Below are 15,598 nucleotides of genomic sequence, written 5' to 3' on the forward strand. Positions count from 1 at the left end.
GGCGCTCTCCGGAAAGGTCGGTTCGTCCGGAGCAAGGCGCTCGTTCCGGAGCGGGACGTCCATCCGGAGGAGGGCGCTCATCCGGAGCGGACGCTCTTTTCCACAATAAGTTAGCTGAAGCTTACAAACCAACGTATCGTTTGGAGGCGAATCATGAGCAAGACGGGTTCGGTGAGGCTGGAGACGAGGGACTTCATCTCCGTCGGCATCTTCTCGCTGATCTACGCCGTGGTGGCGTTCGTGGTCGGCGGCGTGGCGCAGATGACGCCTGTCACGTTTCCGTTCATGCCGATGATCGTGGCCCTGTTCACGGGGACGGTCTTCATGCTGTACGTGGCCAAGATCCCGAAGAGGGGCGCCCTTTCCATCCTCGGCGTCATCGCCGCGATCCTGCTGTTCGTCACGGGCATGTTCTGGATGATGTCCGCGTTCTTCCTGGTATTCGGGATCATGGCGGACGGAATCTGCGCATCGGGGGGCTTCAGGTCGTTCAGGAAGAACCTGGCCGCCTATTGCGTGATGGCGCTTGCGCCTCTCGGCGCGTATGTTCCCATGGTCGTCATGCCTGAGCAGTTCGATGCCTTCATGAGGAGCAAAGGGGATGTCGCCTCCTTCGAGGGAGTCATCCATGCCATCGGGGGAACGTGGTGGATCCTTCCCGCGCTGGTCGCCGGGACCCTCGTCTGCGCGCTGATCGGGGGCTGGATCGGCAAGAGGCTTCTGAGGAAGCATTTCGAGAAGGCGGGGATCGCGTAGATGGGGCTCGATCCGCGCACGAAGCTCCTGATTCTGGCGATCACGAGCGTTTCCGTCTTTCTGAACAGGAGCATCGCCGTCGAATGCGCGTATGCGGGCATTCCGCTTCTGATGCTTGCGACGTCGGGACAGCCGAAGAAGGCGGTACAGTACGGCTCGTTCTTCGTCCTGCTTCTAGTGGTGCAGCTGTGCGCGGTGCCCCATCTTCCGGTGGCGGCCGGCGGGGTCGTCTACATGTTCGCCGTGTACATCCGGAAGCTTCTGCCCTGCTTCATGCTGGGGAGCTACCTGGTCTCCACGACGCGTGTGAGCACGTTTTTGGCCGCCCTCGCGAAGCTTCGGCTGCCCAAAGGCCTGACGATCGCCCTCGCCGTCACGCTCCGATACCTTCCCACCCTGGCCGAGGAATGGGCCGCCATCCGAGACGCCATGGCGCTTCGCGGCCTATCGGCCTCGGTAGGCGGGGCGATCCGCCATCCCGCGCAGACGACGGAGCATGTGTACGTCCCCCTGCTCGTATCCGCGTCGAGGATATCCGACGAGATCACGCAGGCCGCGATCACGCGTGGCATCGAGCATGCGCACGAGAGGACCAGTCTGGAAGAACCCTCCTTTTCCGCCGTCGATGCGGCGGCGGTCCTTGCCTACGCGGCCTTGGTCGCAGTCATGGTCTTCGCGAACGCGAGGGGGGTGTTCTGATGATCGAGATGCAGGATGTCTCTTTCGCGTATCGGACGACCTTCTCCGGGGAAGGGAGGGAAGACGACCTGGGCCGCGCGAAGGACGGCAGAGGCGGCGGAGGCGGCAAGGACGATGGAAGCGGCAGGGGCGGCGTGCGCGGGCTGTCCCTTCGCATCGCTCGTGGAGAATGCGTCTTGCTCTGCGGTGCATCGGGCTGCGGGAAGACGACGGTCGCCCGGCTCGTGAACGGGCTGATTCCCCATTTCTTTGAAGGAAAGCTCGCGGGAACCGTATGCGTGGACGGCATGGATTCCCAAGAAACGGAGATCGCCGCGTTCTCCGATGCGGTGGGAACCGTATTCCAGAATCCACGGACCCAGTTCTTCAATGCCGATGTCGACAGCGAGATCGTGTTCGGATTGGAAAACAGGGGAATCGCGCGGGCGCAGCTCCGCGCTCGACTGGATGATGTCACCGAAGAGCTGCACCTCCAGGCGCTGAGGGGAAGAAGCGTGTTCGAGCTTTCCGGCGGGGAGAAGCAGAAGATCGCATTCTCCAGCGTCTATGCCTCCGACCCGGATGTGCTGGTCTTCGACGAGCCGTCCTCCAACCTGGACATGAGGTCCATCGAGGAGCTTGCGAAGCTCATGCGGACGGCGAAGGAGAAGGGGAAGACGATCCTCGTCGCCGAGCATCGCATCTGGTATCTGATGGACATCGTGGACCGCGTGATCTATCTGCAGGATGGGGCGGTCGTTTCGGACATGCCCATCGAGGATTTCAGGAAGCTTTCGGCAAAGAATGTGCACAGCAGGGGTCTGCGTTCCCGCGACCTTGCCGCCCTGCAGCCCGAGGCGACGGCGTGCCCGAGCGCTTCCGGCAACGTCCTCTCCCTCGAGAACCTGAGCGTCCGACTTGGCGGCGCAGAGGTGTTGAAAGGCATCTCGTTCCAGGCGAATGCCGGCGAGATCATCGCGATCGCGGGGGCGAACGGGGCAGGGAAGACGACGCTTGCACGGGCGATCTGCGGGCTTGCGAACGATGCTTCGGGAACCGTGCGATGGAACGGGCGCCCCTTGAGCCGTCGCGTGCGGCGCAAGAAGGCCTATATGGTCATGCAGGACGTCGGTCACCAGCTCTTCTCCGACAGCGTTATGGAGGAATGCCGCCTGGGCATCAAGGATCCCGATAGAGACGTCATCGAGTCGGCGCTTCGCAGGGTCGATCTGCTGGCGTGCAAGGATCGCCACCCTCTTTCCCTGTCGGGGGGACAGATGCAGCGGCTCGCCGTCGCGGTCAGCGAGGTCTGCGGGAAGGATCTGCTGGTTTTCGATGAGCCTACCAGCGGCCTGGATCTTCGAAGCATGGAGGAGGTCGGCGGGCTGGTGCGGGTTCTTGCGGACCAGGGAAAGATCCTTCTGGTCATCACCCATGACGTCGAATTCATGATGCGCATCTGCACCCGCATCCTCGTTCTCGAAGACGGATGCGTGGCCGCGGATCTTTCGGGCGGGAAACGAGGTCTGATCGTCGATCTGATGCGAGGTGGGAAGCGATGAGCAATGCAGGACAGAGTGCGGCGTCCATCCTGATGGGCTTCGCGCGGCCGTGCAAGGGGATGCTTGCGGAATCGGTCGCGCTGGCGGTGCTCGGGGCGTTGTGCGGCATGGTTCCGTACATCGCCGCGTCGCGAGGCATCATCATGGTCTGCCGCGGAGACTACGACTTCGGCGGATTCGCGCTGCTTGCGGGAATCGCGCTCGTCGGGTATCTGGGGCAGGTGTGGCTCGGCACGTTCTCTACGATGAGAAGCCACGAGGCCGCCTTCACGATTCTGGGGAACATCCGCACGGCGATCGCGGGAAAGCTCTCCCGCGTCCCTATGGGGACGATCCTCGACACGCCTTCGGGCACGTTCAAGACCATTGCGGTCGACACCGTCGAGAAGCTCGAGCTGCCGCTGGCCCACATGGTGCCGGAGCTGACCGCCAACACCCTGATCCCCGCCATGATGCTTGCGTACCTGTTCGTCCTCGATTGGAGGATAGCCCTGATATCCCTTGCGACCATCCCGGTCGGGATCTTCTGCTACATGGGAATGCTGAAGGACTACGAGCGCCGATACAAAAGGGTGCTGACGGCGGGGAAGCGCATGGATGCCGCGACGGTGGAGTACATCGGCGGCATCGAAGTGGTGAAGACCTTCAACCAGGGTGATCGTTCGTACAAGAAGTACGCGGACGCCGTGGCCGAGAACAGGGCGTCGAAGGAGACGTGGTTCAGGCAGACCAACGGCTACTACGTGGTGGGGCTTTCCATTCTGACGGCAACGCTCACGGGCGTCCTGCCGCTGGGAAGCTGGCTGTTCATGGACGGGAGCATAGGGGCGGGAACGTTCATCACCTGCATCGTCCTTGCGCTCGGCCTGGTGAAGCCCCTGATCCAGGCGCTTCAGTACACCGACAGCCTTGCCATGGTGGATTCCACCGTGAAGGAGGTCAGGGCCCTGCTCGACCTCCCCGAACTCTCAAGGCCGGACGAGGCGATCCCGCTGGTCGATGCGCACGTCTCCTTCGAAGACGTCACCTTCCGATACGAGGGCGCGCCTTCCGGCGATGGAGGAGGGGACGGCTCGGAGCGCAACGGCACGGAGGTGTTGCACGGCGTCTCCTTCGATTGCCCCAAGGGCGGCATGACCGCGATCGTCGGGCCTTCCGGCTCCGGCAAGTCCACGATCGCGCGACTGATCGCCTCGTTCTGGGAGGCGGAGCGCGGCTTCGTCCGCATCGGCGGCGTCGACGTGCGGAAGATGCCGCTGTCGCAGGTGATGGAGCTCGTTTCCTATGTGTCGCAGGACAACTTCCTGTTCCATCTTTCCGTTCGGGAGAACATCCGCATCGGCAAGCCGGATGCGACGGATGCGGAGGTCGAGGATGCGGCGCGAAAGGCGAGCTGCCATGATTTCATCCTCTCCCTTCCGAAGGGATACGACACGTTGGCGGGCGACGCAGGAAGCCACCTTTCCGGAGGCGAGCGCCAACGCATCGCGATCGCGCGAGCGATCCTGAAGAACAGCCCGATCGTCGTGCTCGATGAGGCGACCGCATTCACCGACCCGGAGAACGAGGCCGCGATACAGGCGTCCATAGCTAAGCTCGTGGTGGGAAAGACCTTGATCGTGATCGCCCATAGGCTCTCCACCATCGTCGATGCGGACAAGATCCTCGTGATCGATCGGGGCCGCGTCGCCGCCGAAGGGACGCATGAGGAGCTGGTCGCGGAAAGCCCGCTGTACGGGCAGCTCTGGAATGCTCACGTCGCGAGTCGCGATACCGCAGAGGAGGTGGCGTGATGATACGTCTGTTCCAAAGGCTGCTCGCGTTTGCGGGTAACCAGAAAGGCCGGATCATACGATCGTTCCTTGCATATCTCGTCAGCTCGTTTTTCGAGATGCTTCCCATCATGGCGATCCTCGTCGTGCTCTCGGGCGTCTTGGCGTCGCTTGACGGCAGCGGCATGCCCGCAGACACGATCTGGATCTCGCTCGGCATCATGCTGGTCTCGATCGTCGGCAGGATCGCGTTCGTAGGCCTTTCCGCGAACGCGAGGACGCTCGGCAGCTTCGCGTTCGGCGCCGAGAAGCGCATGGAGATCGGCGAGCGCCTGAAGAAGGCGCCGATGGGGTATTTCAACGAGAACAGGCTGGGCGACATCACGGCGGCTGTGACCACCACGCTGGGCGACCTCGAGCAGCAGTCCGTCGCGATCATGGAACACGTCGCCGGGGGATTCATCCATGCCGTCGTGATCGGCACCTGGCTTCTGGCCTACGAATGGCGCATCGGGCTTCTCTCCCTTGCAGGGCTTGCCGTGGCGCTCGTCGTGTACGCCTTCATCGGCAAGGTCGGCACGAAATACGCGCCTCGTAGACAAGCGGCTCAGGCGGGCCTGGTCACCTCCATGCTCGAATACGTGCAGGGCATGGGGGTCGTGAAGGCCTTCGGCCTGGCGGGCAGGTCCGAGAAGGCCGTGGACGCCGCGATCGGAGAGAGCAGGGATGCGAATACCGTCTTGGAAAAGGCGTTCTCGAAGATGACGGCGCTCTATCAGACCGTGTTCAAGTTCGCGCGCGCGGCGATTCTCGTCTTTGCTCCCTACCTCCTGATCGGAGGGGAGATCACGGCTGAGAAGTGCCTTCTTCTGCTCGTGGCGAGCTTCATGATCTATGCCACCGTCGAAGTGGCGGGCAGCATGTCGTCCGTCGCCCGCGCGGTCGAGGCATCGCTTGACAGGTTGGATGTCGTGACCCATATGCCGTCTTTGGACGAGGGCGGCGCGGATTTGGATCCCGATACGTTCACCATCGAGGTCAAGGACGTTTCCTTCGGATACGACCGCACGGAGATCCTGCATCATATCGACCTGACCGTGCCGGAGAGAAGCACCTGCGCCATTGTTGGCCCGTCAGGTTCCGGCAAGACGACCCTGTGCTCCTTGATCGCCCGTTTCTGGGATGTGGATGCGGGGCAGATCCTGGTGGGCGGCAGGGATGTGCGGGAGTATACGAGCGACAGCCTCCTGAAGAACTTCGCCATCGTCTTCCAGAACGTCTATCTGTTCGAGGACACCATCGCGAACAACATCTGCTTCGGACGGCCGGAGGCGACCGAGGAGGAGATGGTCGCCGCCGCGAAGAAGGCCTGCTGCCATGACTTCATCAGGGCGCTTCCCGACGGCTACCAGACGCATATCGGCGAAGGGGGGTCGAGCCTTTCAGGCGGCGAGCGCCAGCGCATCTCCATCGCGCGCGCCATCCTGAAGGATGCTCCCATCGTCATCCTGGACGAGGCGACGGCAAGCGTCGACCCGGAAAACGAGCAGGAGCTCCAGAAGGCGATCGCCGAGCTGACCAAGGACAAGACGATACTCATGATCGCGCATCGCCTGGCTACGGTGCGCATGGCGGACCAGATCGTCGTGCTCGACGGCGGCAGCATCGTGCAGCGGGGCACGCACGACGAGCTGATGGCGCAGGAAGGGATGTACCGGCGATTCGTCGGCATGAGGAGCCGGGCCATCGGCTGGCGCCTCGCGAAAGGGGAAGCGTGAGGACAAGGATACAAGCCGGTGTCATCCGGGTGACGCCAGGTGAGCTGAGGGCTCTCGTTGCCGAGGGGTGACGGGGGCAGGAAGGGCGGCTTCCGCGATGACCAGTGCGCCGGCGTCCAGCCCGTCGAGCTGCCCGCCGCGCAGGCGGAGGCGGCGATCGCGCGGCTGGAGCCGACTCCGACGAAGCGGGGGTCCGAGAAGTTCGGCCTCGGGAGGTGGGCATGATGGCAACCGATGCCGCCGCCCCCGCCGCGCCCGGGCGCGCCCTCCCCTACCTTGCCGAGAAGCACCACGACCGGGTCATCGGGACGATGCCCGGGCTCAGCAGGCCGCCGCAGAAGGCCCCGAAGACCCTCGGCGGCTTCGACTCCGGCCGCATCCGCGGCCGCGACGCGGCGGCGCTCAGGAGGCTGCCCTCGCTGTCGGGCCTCCCCGCAAGGGACTCCCCCAGCCTCCTTCGCGCGACTGCAGCGTCAGCCAGCCTGCCGACCTCCACGAGGGCCACGGCCCACCTCTGCATGAGGACCGCCTCGACCCGGGTGTAGCCGCACCGCGGCATCCGGATGCCCAGGCCGAGCTCGTCACCCCTCGCCGCCCACGCGCACGCCCAGGCCGTCTATGACCTGCCGGAGGGTGAAGTCCGAGGGGTCCACGCCGGCGGCGGAGAACAGGGCCCGCACGTCCATGCCCTCGTAGCACCAGACGTAGCAGGTCCCCCCTTCGCAGGGCACCTCCCGCACCCACGTGGGGGAGGCGCCCCCGACGGTCAGGTCGCGCACGGCCGGGTCGACGGACACGCCGAACGCGACGGGGCGACCCGACGTGAGGCAGGCCGCGAGGGCGTCGGCGACGACCTCGGCCGTGGTGTAGTCGTACAGGGGCTCGAGCGGGCCCGACCTCTCGCCGGGCCTCGCCACGCTCGCGCCCCAGAGGCCAGTGGCGGCGTAGCGCCCGCCCACGCGGGCGTACGTGACCATGCGGACCGCCGGGCACTTGGGCGACCCCGAGGGCTGGACCACGAGCGCCTCGCCCGCGTCGGGGAAGTCCTCGACCACCTCGACGTCCGGGTCGCCCTCCGCGTAGGCGGAGGCCGCCTCGCCTATCGTGTCGCGCCACCCCGCGTCGTCCGGCACGACCGTGGCGTCCCCGAGCGCCGCATCGGACCTCTCCCCCACGGACTGGGGCAGGTCGGCCGGGGAGGACGGGACGAAGGCGCAGGAGTACACGCATCCGCCCACTACCAGGGCGGGGATGGTGACGGCGACGATGGCCGCGATGGCGAGGGCGGCGCGCAGCCGACCCTTCCGAGGGGGCCTGGCCGCCCGGGGGGAGGCGCCTGACGGAGGGGGCGCTACCATCTCACGACCCCGAGGGCCACGAGGACGTTGAGGACGATCGTGGCGGCCACCAGCGCCAGGATGACGACGAGAAACACCTTACCGAACGTCGCGAGCACGTGCCGCAGGCCACGGGGGTGGCCCGCGAGCGCCTCGGCGGCATCGGCGTCGAGGGCGGCGGGATGCGGATCGACCGCAGGGTCCTGCACGAGCGAGGCATATAGTCCAGTGCCGGACGGGGCCTCCCCCGAGGAGAGCCGCCGGAGAGCCTCGGCAGCCAGCGCGCCGGCGCGGACGGACGGCGCAGCCATCGACGCACCGGCGAGCAGGAGCAGCTCTGCCTCCCGGTCGCCCGCGAGGGAGGCCTCCCGGGCGAGGGCGAGCCTCGCCTCGGAGGCGAGCCTGCGTCCCATGGTGCCACGGGCCTCGAGGTCCCTGACTTCCCTCTCGGAGAAGCCCGGCCCTCCGGAGGCGCGCCCCGGCGCGAAGAGCGCGAGGGCCGTGTCGATGGACACGGTTCCCACCGTCTCGAGAGCGCGCCAGGCGCGACCCGGTTCGGAGTGGGCGAGCGCGTCGCGGAACAGTTCCGCGTACGCCGCGGCGGCCTCCCCGTCACCGAGCCTGGCGGAGACGTCGGCGAGAAGCATGCACAGCGAGGCGCCATAGGGGGACCTGCCCGTGCGGCGTCTCCTCGCGAGCGACTCCTCCAGCCTCCTGCGGGCGGCCGCAGCGTCGGCGGCCCTGCCGACCTCCACCAGGGCCACGGCCCACCTCTGCACGAGGACCGCCTCTATCCGGGTGTAGCCCCGTTTCGGCACCGGATCGGCCAGGCCGAGCTCGTCGCCCCTCGCCGCCAGCGCCGCCGGGTCGCAGGAGACATCGAGCAGCCTCTCGGCGGAACCGACGAGGGAGACATAGCGGAACGCCATGACCAGGAGTGCGGCCACGCAGATCGCAAAGGGAACCCATATCAGCACGTAGCCGAGCGGCGAGTGGTTGACGGCCGCATCCAGCCCAGGGCAGACGGCGCTGACGGCAATGAGGGTGACCACGTAGGCGAGGAAGAGCGCCCCAGGCACCCGACCCCACCGACGGCATGACACAAGCACGCTTACCTTCGTCACTCAGAACACCTCCAGAAGGAGCCTGTCGCCCCTGGTCAGCCGCATGTACTGGAAAAGGACGGAATCATGGCGAAGATGAGACCACCAGCACCAGCACCAGCGAGCCCACCAGCACCAGCAGCGATTAATGCCTCTACTATCTCTCCACCAAAAACCGAGATCACGACTATGGCAGCCGCAAGTGCCGTGTTGACGTGTGCGTCTGTTTGATCATGCGTTACAACGCCATTGTCATCAGTCGTGTTGTGAGACAATCGAACGCCGCTTTGGGGGATACCCGCCGAGACACCAAGTCCCCAGTTGTTATCAGACTTCCCGCCTTGAGCGTCGAGGTCGAGAGACAGACCATACTGACCCATCCCGAGCTTGGCACTTATGCCAACCGTATACCCGCCGTAGTTTCCTCCCCCCAGAGACACCGTCAAGCCGTTGTTCCAGCCTATGCTGACGACCCCCGGTATCCTTATGCCGCCTCCAGTGACCTTACCGTCGGTGATGTTCGTGTAGAGCCACCTGTCGCCCCCGGTGGAGACGGTCTTCGTCTGCGATGGCGTGATGCCCCACCAGCTACCCATGCAGCTTCCAGGTATGGTGGTCGTGGTGACCGAAGTCGCCGCGTGGTCATTCCACCACTTGCCCACGTCGTTTGCCCGGTCGCCGATCCACTTGCCCACGTCAGGCCAGCCGCCGTCGACGTCCACGAGGTTCACGGGGTCGCCGAAGCAGCACGCCCAGCGGTTGAGGGTGCGGGGCGAGGTCGCGTGGCCCCGCCTCGGGTCGGGCGCGAGCGACATAGAGTCGGCCACCGACAACACCTTCTGGTCCGCCTGGATCCTCGCTATGTCAGCGCATCTGCAGGCTATCCAATCATCTCCTTCTGACGACGTTGGCGAAAGGCGATGGGCCGTTGGCCCTCTGGGAACGCCGGGGATGCCCGTCGCCGCTCACTCCCAGACACTGGGCTCACCCGTCTCCACGGGCCCGGCGCGCCGCGCGCGCCCCCTGGCGTCCGCGAGGGCCCCCTCGAGGCGCGACTCCTCGCGGGCCTGGCCGGCCTCCAGGGCGTCGTACGCCGCCCCCGCTTCGTCGGCCGCCGCGGCGAGCATGCCGAGCGACTCCTCCACGCGGCGGTTGCCGGGGTTGAGGGAGAGGTACTCGAGCATCCCGGCACGGCGCGACGCGACCTCCCCCTCGGCCCGCAGCCGGGCCGCACGGGCGCGCAGGCGCGCCTCGGCGAGGTCGTCCATCAGACGCTCGACCTCGCGCACGCCCGGCCTATCGGCGTCGCCACAGCAGCCCGCACTCATTCGCGCCTCCCCCCGACGAGGCCCCAGCTCGCCGCCGACGAGGCATCGGCGGCGCCCAGAGCCGCGTCGGCCTCCGCTATGGCCCCCGAGAGGTCGCTCACCAGCCCCCTCCACGCGCTCAGGCCCGCCGCTATGCCCGCGGAGGCGTCGTCGTGCGGGCCCGCCCCCTGCGCGTCGCTCGTCCCCGAGATGGCCCTGCTCCTGTACGTGCAGTAGCCGTCGAGGCCCTTGCGCATCTCCCACGCCTCCTGGCTCGCCGCGGCGCTCAGGCTCCTGATCCTCCCTCCCCCGACTCCTCCGGGGTCCCCGCTGGGCGCGCTCGTCGTCGATGACATCAGTGACAGCTCCTCTCGTGCCTGCGTCTCCCACTCCGTGCGGCGGCCTCGCGGCCGCCCGTCACTCCCCCCGCGCCCACCTCTCGCCGCGCTCGCGCGCCCAGCGGACCGACGGGACGGAGCACGCTATTTCGGCCTCGGTCTCCCCGGCCTCCAGCCTGCGCGCCCACTCGCCGGACTCCCTGAGCCCGCGCAGGGACGCCGACACGACCGAGGGGTCAGCCCCGTCGAGGACGCCCAGGTCGAGCTCCCTCCTGGTCTCCCCGGGCAGGCGCGGCCCGACGGAGACCCTCACCCTCGTGGACGAGGAGAATATCCCGCTCTCGCTCGTGTAGGCGACGCCGGGGACGGAGGGGGCGGGGTCGTGGCGCTGGCCGCCGGGGCGCTCCCACGAGGCGACCCTATCGCGCCCCCAGCCGGAGGCGGCGAGCACCTCCACGGGAAGCGACAGGAGCGACAGGACGACCGCCGCGAGGACGAGCGCCGCCTCGGCGGTGCCCTGCGCACGCACGAGCCCCGACAATATCCACGCGACCACCGCCACCGAGACCGCCCTGCCCAGCGCCCTGCGCAGGGACGCCCTTGTACGTCTATCCACGATGCCCTCCCAAGCACACGGATTCCAACACCGACCGCACGGCGCGGGCGGCGGAGCCGCCGGAGCCGGCCTCCACCCTGCCGAAGAGGACCAGGAGCCCCCCGGGGACCGGGGCCACCTGCGCCATGCCGCGGGCACCGCCTGGCAGCGAGCACCCGGCGGAGACGCCCGACATGCCGTCGGCGTCCGGGCCAAGCGCGCGCTCCCACCCGACCCCGTCGGCCTGCGAGCCGATGGCCGCCTCGAGGCAGGCGAGGAGCTCGGGCGGCGTCACGCGGGCCGTCGAGAGGGAGGCCGCCACCGACCAGCCCTCCCCCGACACGACCACGCCCTCGCCGGCGCCGGCCGGCAGCGGGCGCGCGGTCGCGCCGTCCGGGACCGCGAGCCCCGCGCCGCCGAGCCCGACCGTCCCGCTCACGATCCCTCCTCCTCCCCGACCCAGGTGGAACCCATGCTCCAGCCCAGGTACGAATCCTGGTCGAAGTGGCCCATCACCTCGCCGGTGGTCCCGTCCACGAGGTCGACGGAGAGCGAGAAGCCCTCGCCGCCGGTGGCCTCGACCTGCAGGTCGGCCGCCCCGGGGAACGCGCGGGAGATACCGTAGGCGAGGTCCTGCCTGTTCGCCCCCTCGCCGACTGTGAGCGTGACCGAGCGGAAGTCGCCCGACACCTCCAGGGCGATGCCCCTCCCGGCGAGCCACTCCCTGGCCGAGTCCAGCTCCCCGGAGACCCTGCGGACGTTCTCCTCCGACTGCGCCTGCGTCTGCCAGATGTCCACCGTGCCGTCCCCGTTGGCGTACGCGGCCTCGCAGACCCTGGGCGAGCCCTCGAGGAGGTCGCGGGCGTAGGCCTGGGCGCTGGCGACGCTGCCGCCCGTGAGCACCCCGGGGAGCCTCACCTGCCTCGTGCCCTCCGGCGCCACGCGTTCCGGCTCGGGGACGATGCCGGATCCGCCGTCGCCTCCGGGCGACGTCCCGCCGCCCTGCCCGGCGGCCTGGCCCTGCTCCTGCCCCTGCTCCCGGCCGCCCGTCCCGGCCGGGGCCAGGGCGAGCCACGCCCCCGCCGCCACGGCGGCGGCGAGCAGCGCGGCCAGCGCGAGCGGCCCGTGCCTCCCCATGAGGTCCCTCATCTTGACCCTCCCTGTCCTGGCGTCCCGTCGTACTTGTGACCCCCTTGCCCTGGCGTCCCGTCGCGCGCCCCCGGCTAGGGGGCGAGGGCCCCCGCGAGCGCGCCGGGCGGCCCGGCGAGCGCGAAGCCCGCCAGGGCCTTCAGCGCCTTGTAGGCCACGACGCCCACGACGACGGTGCCTCCCACTACCACCGCGCCCTCACCGACCTCCTGGGCGTCGGGCAGCCGCACCGCGTTCGTGTGCGTGGACGGCGCGGGGGACGTCGAGGCGGACGGCATGAGCACGCCGTCGAGCCGCACGCCCGTAACAGGGTCCTTTACGCCCCACTCCAGCGTCTCCGTGTCCGTCACGGAGGCAGAGGCCGCCCCGACGTCCTTTGAGACCGTGGCCGTTGCCCTTACCGCGCTGTAGCCACCTACCGGCTGCCACGCAAGAAGCACCTGGGACTCTCCTTCTATCCCATCGCCCGCAGGACCCTTAATCCCAACTCCCGCCCACGTTTTCTTACCATCACTAACAAGAACGGGTCCAACTGAATCATCTCCAGTCAAATCAAACGTAAGCGACCCGGGCACCAGCCTCCCATGGGAGTCCTTCCGGACCTCGGTCGAGAGCGGGGCGTCCCCGCTGCGGAGCGCGGCGTACCCCACGCCCATCGACGAGAGAGCCCTCCTGCGGCGCTCGACCTCGCCCTCCAGCATGTCAAGGAGGCGCGCGACCTTCTCGTCCTCGCCCGATAGGGCCACGTCGCCCACCTGGGGCAGGGGCGAGAGCAGGCCGAGCAGCTCGGAGCCCAGGTCGATCGCGTAGATGCCGAGCTCGTCGGCGCCGTGGTCGCACGCGAGGGAGTAGACGACGGTGCCGAGGAACCCCTCCGCCCCCGACCCCACGGCCCCGTAGACCACGGCGTTGCCCTCCCTCGAGAGCGGAAGCGTCAGCGGGCGCTTCCCCTGGCGGGCCGGTCGACGGCGCGCTCACTCGGCGCTACGCGCGGGCACGAGCCCGTCGTCGCCCGGGCGCCCGAGGTCCTTGAACGCGGGCGCCAGGGCCCAGGAGCCGGAGGCGTCCACGAGGCCCCAGAGGCCGCCCTCCGGGTCGCGGGCGAGCGCGAGGCCGGGCGCGAGGTCGGCCAGCCAGGAGTAGGAGGGGGCCACCGCCCACTCCCCCGTCGAGGCGTCGGCCGCGCCCCAGAGGCCGCCCTCGGGGTCGGCGACGGAGACCAGGCCGGGGCCGAGGCCGCCCAGGGGAATGGGGTAGCGGTCGTCGCCGCCAACGTCCCACCGGGGCTCCACCACCCACGAGCCGTCCCCCGGCGAGGCGGTCCCCCACAGGCCGCTCTCGGGGTCACGGGCGAGCATCGGGCCCGCGGAGGGGGGGGGCGGGGAAGGACACGCGGGCCGACCACCGCGGGGAGACCTCCCAGCCGGAAAGGTCGCCGGAGAGGGTGCCCCACAGGCCGCTCTCGGGGTCCTCGGCGAGCCAGAGGTCGGCGTCGGCGAGGCGGTCCACGCCGCCGTAGGCCGCCGGGACCGCCACCGAGCCGTCCTGCGCGAGCGCGCCCCAGAGCCCGCCCTCCTCGAAGCCCGCGAAGAGGCCGCCGTGGCCCGCGACGAAGCGCTCCATGCCGTCGTAGCGGGGCCCCACGACCCAGGAGCCCGAGGCGTCGGCGACGCCCCAGCTCCCCTTGAAGTGGCCGGAGGATGCGGAGGCCACCAGGAGGCCCGCCTCGTTCGGCTCGTCGTAGAGGCGGTCCATGACCTCGCCCCTGAAGCTCGGGGCCATGAGCCACGAGCCGTCCAGGGAGAGCGCGCCCCAGCCGCCCTCCGACGCGCGGGCGAAGGCGTAGGGCTCGCCGAACAGGGCGTCGGCCGGGCGGAAGGGGCACGCGTCCTCGAACGTCTCCTCCCCCGCGGGGGCGAGCCTGCGTCCGTCCGTGCCGTAGTAGGCGAGGGCCTTCGAGTGGCCCTCCCAGTCCGCGTCGACCGCGAAGGCGCCCTGGGAGAGGGCGCAACCGTAGTCGCCGGCGATGGGGTCGAACGCCATCTCGCCGTCCCGCCCGAGCAGCCCCACGAGGGGCGGGTCGGCCTCGGTGGCGCCGGCCGGGTCGCCGTGCTGGACCAGCGAGAGGCCGCCCACGGACCCCCTTGCCTTGTGCCAGCGCGGGGGCCGGGCCCACGCGCCGGACATGTCCGCGAAGCCCCAGAGCCCCTCGGTGGATTCCGGCTCCCCCTCCCAGGGGTGCCCCCGGCCCCCCTGCGGCCCGCAGCCGGAGAGGACCGCCGCGCCGGCCAGGGCCGCCGCCCCCAGGAGCTGCCTCCTCGTCAGTGCGCGCATGCCTGCCTCCCTACTCCTTGCGCTCCGTGATCGTGCAGCCGGAGCTGTATGCCTCGTATCTCGTCGTCGATTCGCCCACCGAGACCGAGTTTCCATCTCGATCCCAGACCAACGACTTATCGGGCAGCTCGTCGTCGAGCCACTCCATGAACCCGTCGGGGGCACCGCTAGTATGGCACCTCGCCGATCATGGCGCACCACTCAGCGCCGTCGGGCGCAGCCGCGGCGGCCCCGACCGTCCAGTGGGTGGGGCCCAACGGGGGCACTACCATCTCACGACCCCGAGGGCCACGAGGACGTTGAGGGCGATCGTGGCTGCCGCCAGTGCCAGGATGACGACGAGAAACGCCTTCCCGAACGCCGCTAGGGCGCGACGCAGGCCCCAGGGCCTGCCCGTGAGCGCGCCGGCGCCGAGGACGGCGGGGTGCGGGTCGACCGCAGGGGTCTTCGCGAGAGAGGCGCAGAGCTCGACCGTAGGTGCCTCCGCCCCCGAGGAAAGCAGCGGGAGGCCCTCGGCGGCAATCGCCCCGGCTCGGACGGACGGCGCGGCCATCGACGTACCGGCGAGCAGGAGCAGCCCCTCCTCACGATCGCCCTCGAGCGTGCGCCGGGCGCGACCCGGCACGAAGCGGGTGAGCGCGTCGCTGAACAGCGCCGCGTACGCCACCGCGGCCTCCCCGTCGCCGAGCCTGGCGGAGACGTCGGCCAAGAGCATGCACAGCGATGCACCGTAGGGGGACCTGCCCGGGCGGCGCCTCCCCGCAAGGGACTCCCCCAGCCTCCTTCGCGCGACTGCAGCGTCAGCCAGCCTGCCGACCTCCACGAGGGCCACGGCCCACCTCTGCATGAGGACCGCCTCGACCCGGGTGTAGCCGCACCGCGGCATCCG

20 protein-coding genes are annotated in these 15,598 nt (G+C 68.9%); 7 read left to right on the forward strand and 13 right to left on the reverse strand.

What is annotated here, in order from left to right; genetic code table 11:
* Positions 1-153 precede the first annotated feature (153 nt).
* The 7 genes from OLSU_RS07540 to OLSU_RS07565 are packed head-to-tail and all read left to right on the forward strand — an operon-like array spanning position 154 to position 7,091.
* On the forward strand, positions 154-756 hold the full coding sequence (locus OLSU_RS07540; RefSeq protein ID WP_013252361.1) for an MptD family putative ECF transporter S component: 603 nt from the start codon (positions 154-156) through the stop codon (positions 754-756).
* Positions 757-1,455 carry an energy-coupling factor transporter transmembrane component T gene (locus OLSU_RS07545; protein ID WP_013252362.1) on the forward strand — a complete coding sequence of 233 codons (699 nt, stop codon included), beginning with the start codon at positions 757-759 and terminating at the stop codon, positions 1,453-1,455.
* A complete protein-coding gene (locus tag OLSU_RS07550) occupies positions 1,455-2,996 on the forward strand; it encodes an ABC transporter ATP-binding protein (protein WP_013252363.1) in 1,542 nt (513 codons plus the stop codon). Before OLSU_RS07545 ends, OLSU_RS07550 begins: the two co-directional genes overlap by 1 nt.
* A complete protein-coding gene (locus OLSU_RS07555) occupies positions 2,993-4,789 on the forward strand; it encodes an ABC transporter ATP-binding protein (RefSeq protein ID WP_013252364.1) in 1,797 nt (598 codons plus the stop codon). Before OLSU_RS07550 ends, OLSU_RS07555 begins: the two co-directional genes overlap by 4 nt.
* Entirely contained in the window at positions 4,789-6,546 is a 1,758-nt protein-coding gene (locus OLSU_RS07560) for an ABC transporter ATP-binding protein (protein WP_013252365.1), read from the forward strand. The genes OLSU_RS07555 and OLSU_RS07560 overlap by 1 nt, the downstream gene beginning before the upstream one ends.
* Before the next feature lie 57 nt (positions 6,547-6,603).
* Positions 6,604-6,771, forward strand: a complete 168-nt coding sequence (locus OLSU_RS09660) for a hypothetical protein (protein ID WP_156407850.1) — start codon at positions 6,604-6,606, stop codon at positions 6,769-6,771.
* Entirely contained in the window at positions 6,768-7,091 is a 324-nt protein-coding gene (locus tag OLSU_RS07565; protein ID WP_013252366.1) for a hypothetical protein, read from the forward strand. The genes OLSU_RS09660 and OLSU_RS07565 overlap by 4 nt, the downstream gene beginning before the upstream one ends.
* A 36-nt stretch (positions 7,092-7,127) precedes the next feature.
* Here the strand turns inward: OLSU_RS07565 and OLSU_RS07570 are convergent, their stop codons facing one another.
* The 13 genes from OLSU_RS07570 to OLSU_RS07625 all read right to left on the reverse strand — a co-directional run bounded on the left by OLSU_RS07570 (position 7,128) and on the right by OLSU_RS07625 (position 15,556).
* Positions 7,128-7,904 carry a hypothetical protein gene (locus tag OLSU_RS07570; RefSeq protein WP_013252367.1) on the reverse strand — a complete coding sequence of 259 codons (777 nt, stop codon included), beginning with the start codon at positions 7,902-7,904 and terminating at the stop codon, positions 7,128-7,130.
* Positions 7,898-9,007 carry a hypothetical protein gene (locus tag OLSU_RS07575; RefSeq protein ID WP_013252368.1) on the reverse strand — a complete coding sequence of 370 codons (1,110 nt, stop codon included), beginning with the start codon at positions 9,005-9,007 and terminating at the stop codon, positions 7,898-7,900. Before OLSU_RS07575 ends, OLSU_RS07570 begins: the two co-directional genes overlap by 7 nt.
* Before the next feature lie 35 nt (positions 9,008-9,042).
* Entirely contained in the window at positions 9,043-9,813 is a 771-nt protein-coding gene (locus OLSU_RS07580) for a hypothetical protein (protein WP_041548999.1), read from the reverse strand.
* A 138-nt stretch (positions 9,814-9,951) separates the two neighbouring features.
* Entirely contained in the window at positions 9,952-10,314 is a 363-nt protein-coding gene (locus tag OLSU_RS07585) for a hypothetical protein (RefSeq protein WP_013252370.1), read from the reverse strand.
* Complete coding sequence (locus OLSU_RS07590) at positions 10,311-10,649, reverse strand: hypothetical protein (RefSeq protein WP_013252371.1); 339 nt, start codon at positions 10,647-10,649, stop codon at positions 10,311-10,313. Before OLSU_RS07590 ends, OLSU_RS07585 begins: the two co-directional genes overlap by 4 nt.
* A 61-nt stretch (positions 10,650-10,710) precedes the next feature.
* The gene (locus tag OLSU_RS07595; protein WP_013252372.1) at positions 10,711-11,247 is read right to left on the reverse strand and encodes a hypothetical protein; all 537 of its coding nucleotides are present in this window, start codon (positions 11,245-11,247) and stop codon (positions 10,711-10,713) included.
* The gene (locus tag OLSU_RS07600) at positions 11,240-11,665 is read right to left on the reverse strand and encodes a hypothetical protein (protein WP_013252373.1); all 426 of its coding nucleotides are present in this window, start codon (positions 11,663-11,665) and stop codon (positions 11,240-11,242) included. The genes OLSU_RS07595 and OLSU_RS07600 overlap by 8 nt, the downstream gene beginning before the upstream one ends.
* Positions 11,662-12,375, reverse strand: coding sequence for a hypothetical protein (locus tag OLSU_RS07605; RefSeq protein WP_013252374.1), 714 nt, complete (start codon positions 12,373-12,375; stop codon positions 11,662-11,664). The genes OLSU_RS07600 and OLSU_RS07605 overlap by 4 nt, the downstream gene beginning before the upstream one ends.
* Positions 12,376-12,449: 74 nt before the next feature.
* The gene (locus OLSU_RS07610) at positions 12,450-13,313 is read right to left on the reverse strand and encodes an FtsK/SpoIIIE domain-containing protein (protein WP_081439276.1); all 864 of its coding nucleotides are present in this window, start codon (positions 13,311-13,313) and stop codon (positions 12,450-12,452) included.
* A 36-nt stretch (positions 13,314-13,349) separates the two neighbouring features.
* A complete protein-coding gene (locus OLSU_RS07615) occupies positions 13,350-13,733 on the reverse strand; it encodes a WG repeat-containing protein (protein WP_013252376.1) in 384 nt (127 codons plus the stop codon).
* Positions 13,720-14,709 carry a WG repeat-containing protein gene (locus OLSU_RS07620; RefSeq protein ID WP_013252377.1) on the reverse strand — a complete coding sequence of 330 codons (990 nt, stop codon included), beginning with the start codon at positions 14,707-14,709 and terminating at the stop codon, positions 13,720-13,722. The genes OLSU_RS07615 and OLSU_RS07620 overlap by 14 nt, the downstream gene beginning before the upstream one ends.
* A gap of 10 nt (positions 14,710-14,719) precedes the next feature.
* Positions 14,720-14,857, reverse strand: coding sequence for a hypothetical protein (locus OLSU_RS09665; protein ID WP_156407870.1), 138 nt, complete (start codon positions 14,855-14,857; stop codon positions 14,720-14,722).
* Positions 14,858-14,974: 117 nt separating this feature from the next.
* Complete coding sequence (locus OLSU_RS07625) at positions 14,975-15,556, reverse strand: hypothetical protein (RefSeq protein ID WP_013252378.1); 582 nt, start codon at positions 15,554-15,556, stop codon at positions 14,975-14,977.
* Positions 15,557-15,598 lie beyond the last annotated feature (42 nt).

Source organism: Olsenella uli DSM 7084 (assembly GCF_000143845.1).
Taxonomy (GTDB): domain Bacteria; phylum Actinomycetota; class Coriobacteriia; order Coriobacteriales; family Atopobiaceae; genus Olsenella; species Olsenella uli.

What these genes read in the sequence shown, in the direction of transcription:
- OLSU_RS07540 (WP_013252361.1), top strand. Translation starts at nt 154, where the DNA reads ATGAGCAAGACGGGTTCGGTGAGGCTGGAGACGAGGGACTTCATCTCC.
- OLSU_RS07545 (WP_013252362.1), top strand. Translation starts at nt 757, where the DNA reads ATGGGGCTCGATCCGCGCACGAAGCTCCTGATTCTGGCGATCACGAGC.
- OLSU_RS07550 (WP_013252363.1), top strand. Translation starts at nt 1,455, where the DNA reads ATGATCGAGATGCAGGATGTCTCTTTCGCGTATCGGACGACCTTCTCC.
- OLSU_RS07555 (WP_013252364.1), top strand. Translation starts at nt 2,993, where the DNA reads ATGAGCAATGCAGGACAGAGTGCGGCGTCCATCCTGATGGGCTTCGCG.
- OLSU_RS07560 (WP_013252365.1), top strand. Translation starts at nt 4,789, where the DNA reads ATGATACGTCTGTTCCAAAGGCTGCTCGCGTTTGCGGGTAACCAGAAA.
- OLSU_RS07565 (WP_013252366.1), top strand. Translation starts at nt 6,768, where the DNA reads ATGATGGCAACCGATGCCGCCGCCCCCGCCGCGCCCGGGCGCGCCCTC.
- OLSU_RS07570 (WP_013252367.1), bottom strand. Translation starts at nt 7,904, where the DNA reads ATGGTAGCGCCCCCTCCGTCAGGCGCCTCCCCCCGGGCGGCCAGGCCC.
- OLSU_RS07585 (WP_013252370.1), bottom strand. Translation starts at nt 10,314, where the DNA reads ATGAGTGCGGGCTGCTGTGGCGACGCCGATAGGCCGGGCGTGCGCGAG.
- OLSU_RS07590 (WP_013252371.1), bottom strand. Translation starts at nt 10,649, where the DNA reads ATGTCATCGACGACGAGCGCGCCCAGCGGGGACCCCGGAGGAGTCGGG.
- OLSU_RS07605 (WP_013252374.1), bottom strand. Translation starts at nt 12,375, where the DNA reads ATGAGGGACCTCATGGGGAGGCACGGGCCGCTCGCGCTGGCCGCGCTG.
- OLSU_RS07615 (WP_013252376.1), bottom strand. Translation starts at nt 13,733, where the DNA reads ATGCTCGCCCGTGACCCCGAGAGCGGCCTGTGGGGGACCGCCTCGCCG.
- OLSU_RS07620 (WP_013252377.1), bottom strand. Translation starts at nt 14,709, where the DNA reads ATGCGCGCACTGACGAGGAGGCAGCTCCTGGGGGCGGCGGCCCTGGCC.
- OLSU_RS09665 (WP_156407870.1), bottom strand. Translation starts at nt 14,857, where the DNA reads ATGGAGTGGCTCGACGACGAGCTGCCCGATAAGTCGTTGGTCTGGGAT.
- OLSU_RS07625 (WP_013252378.1), bottom strand. Translation starts at nt 15,556, where the DNA reads ATGCAGAGGTGGGCCGTGGCCCTCGTGGAGGTCGGCAGGCTGGCTGAC.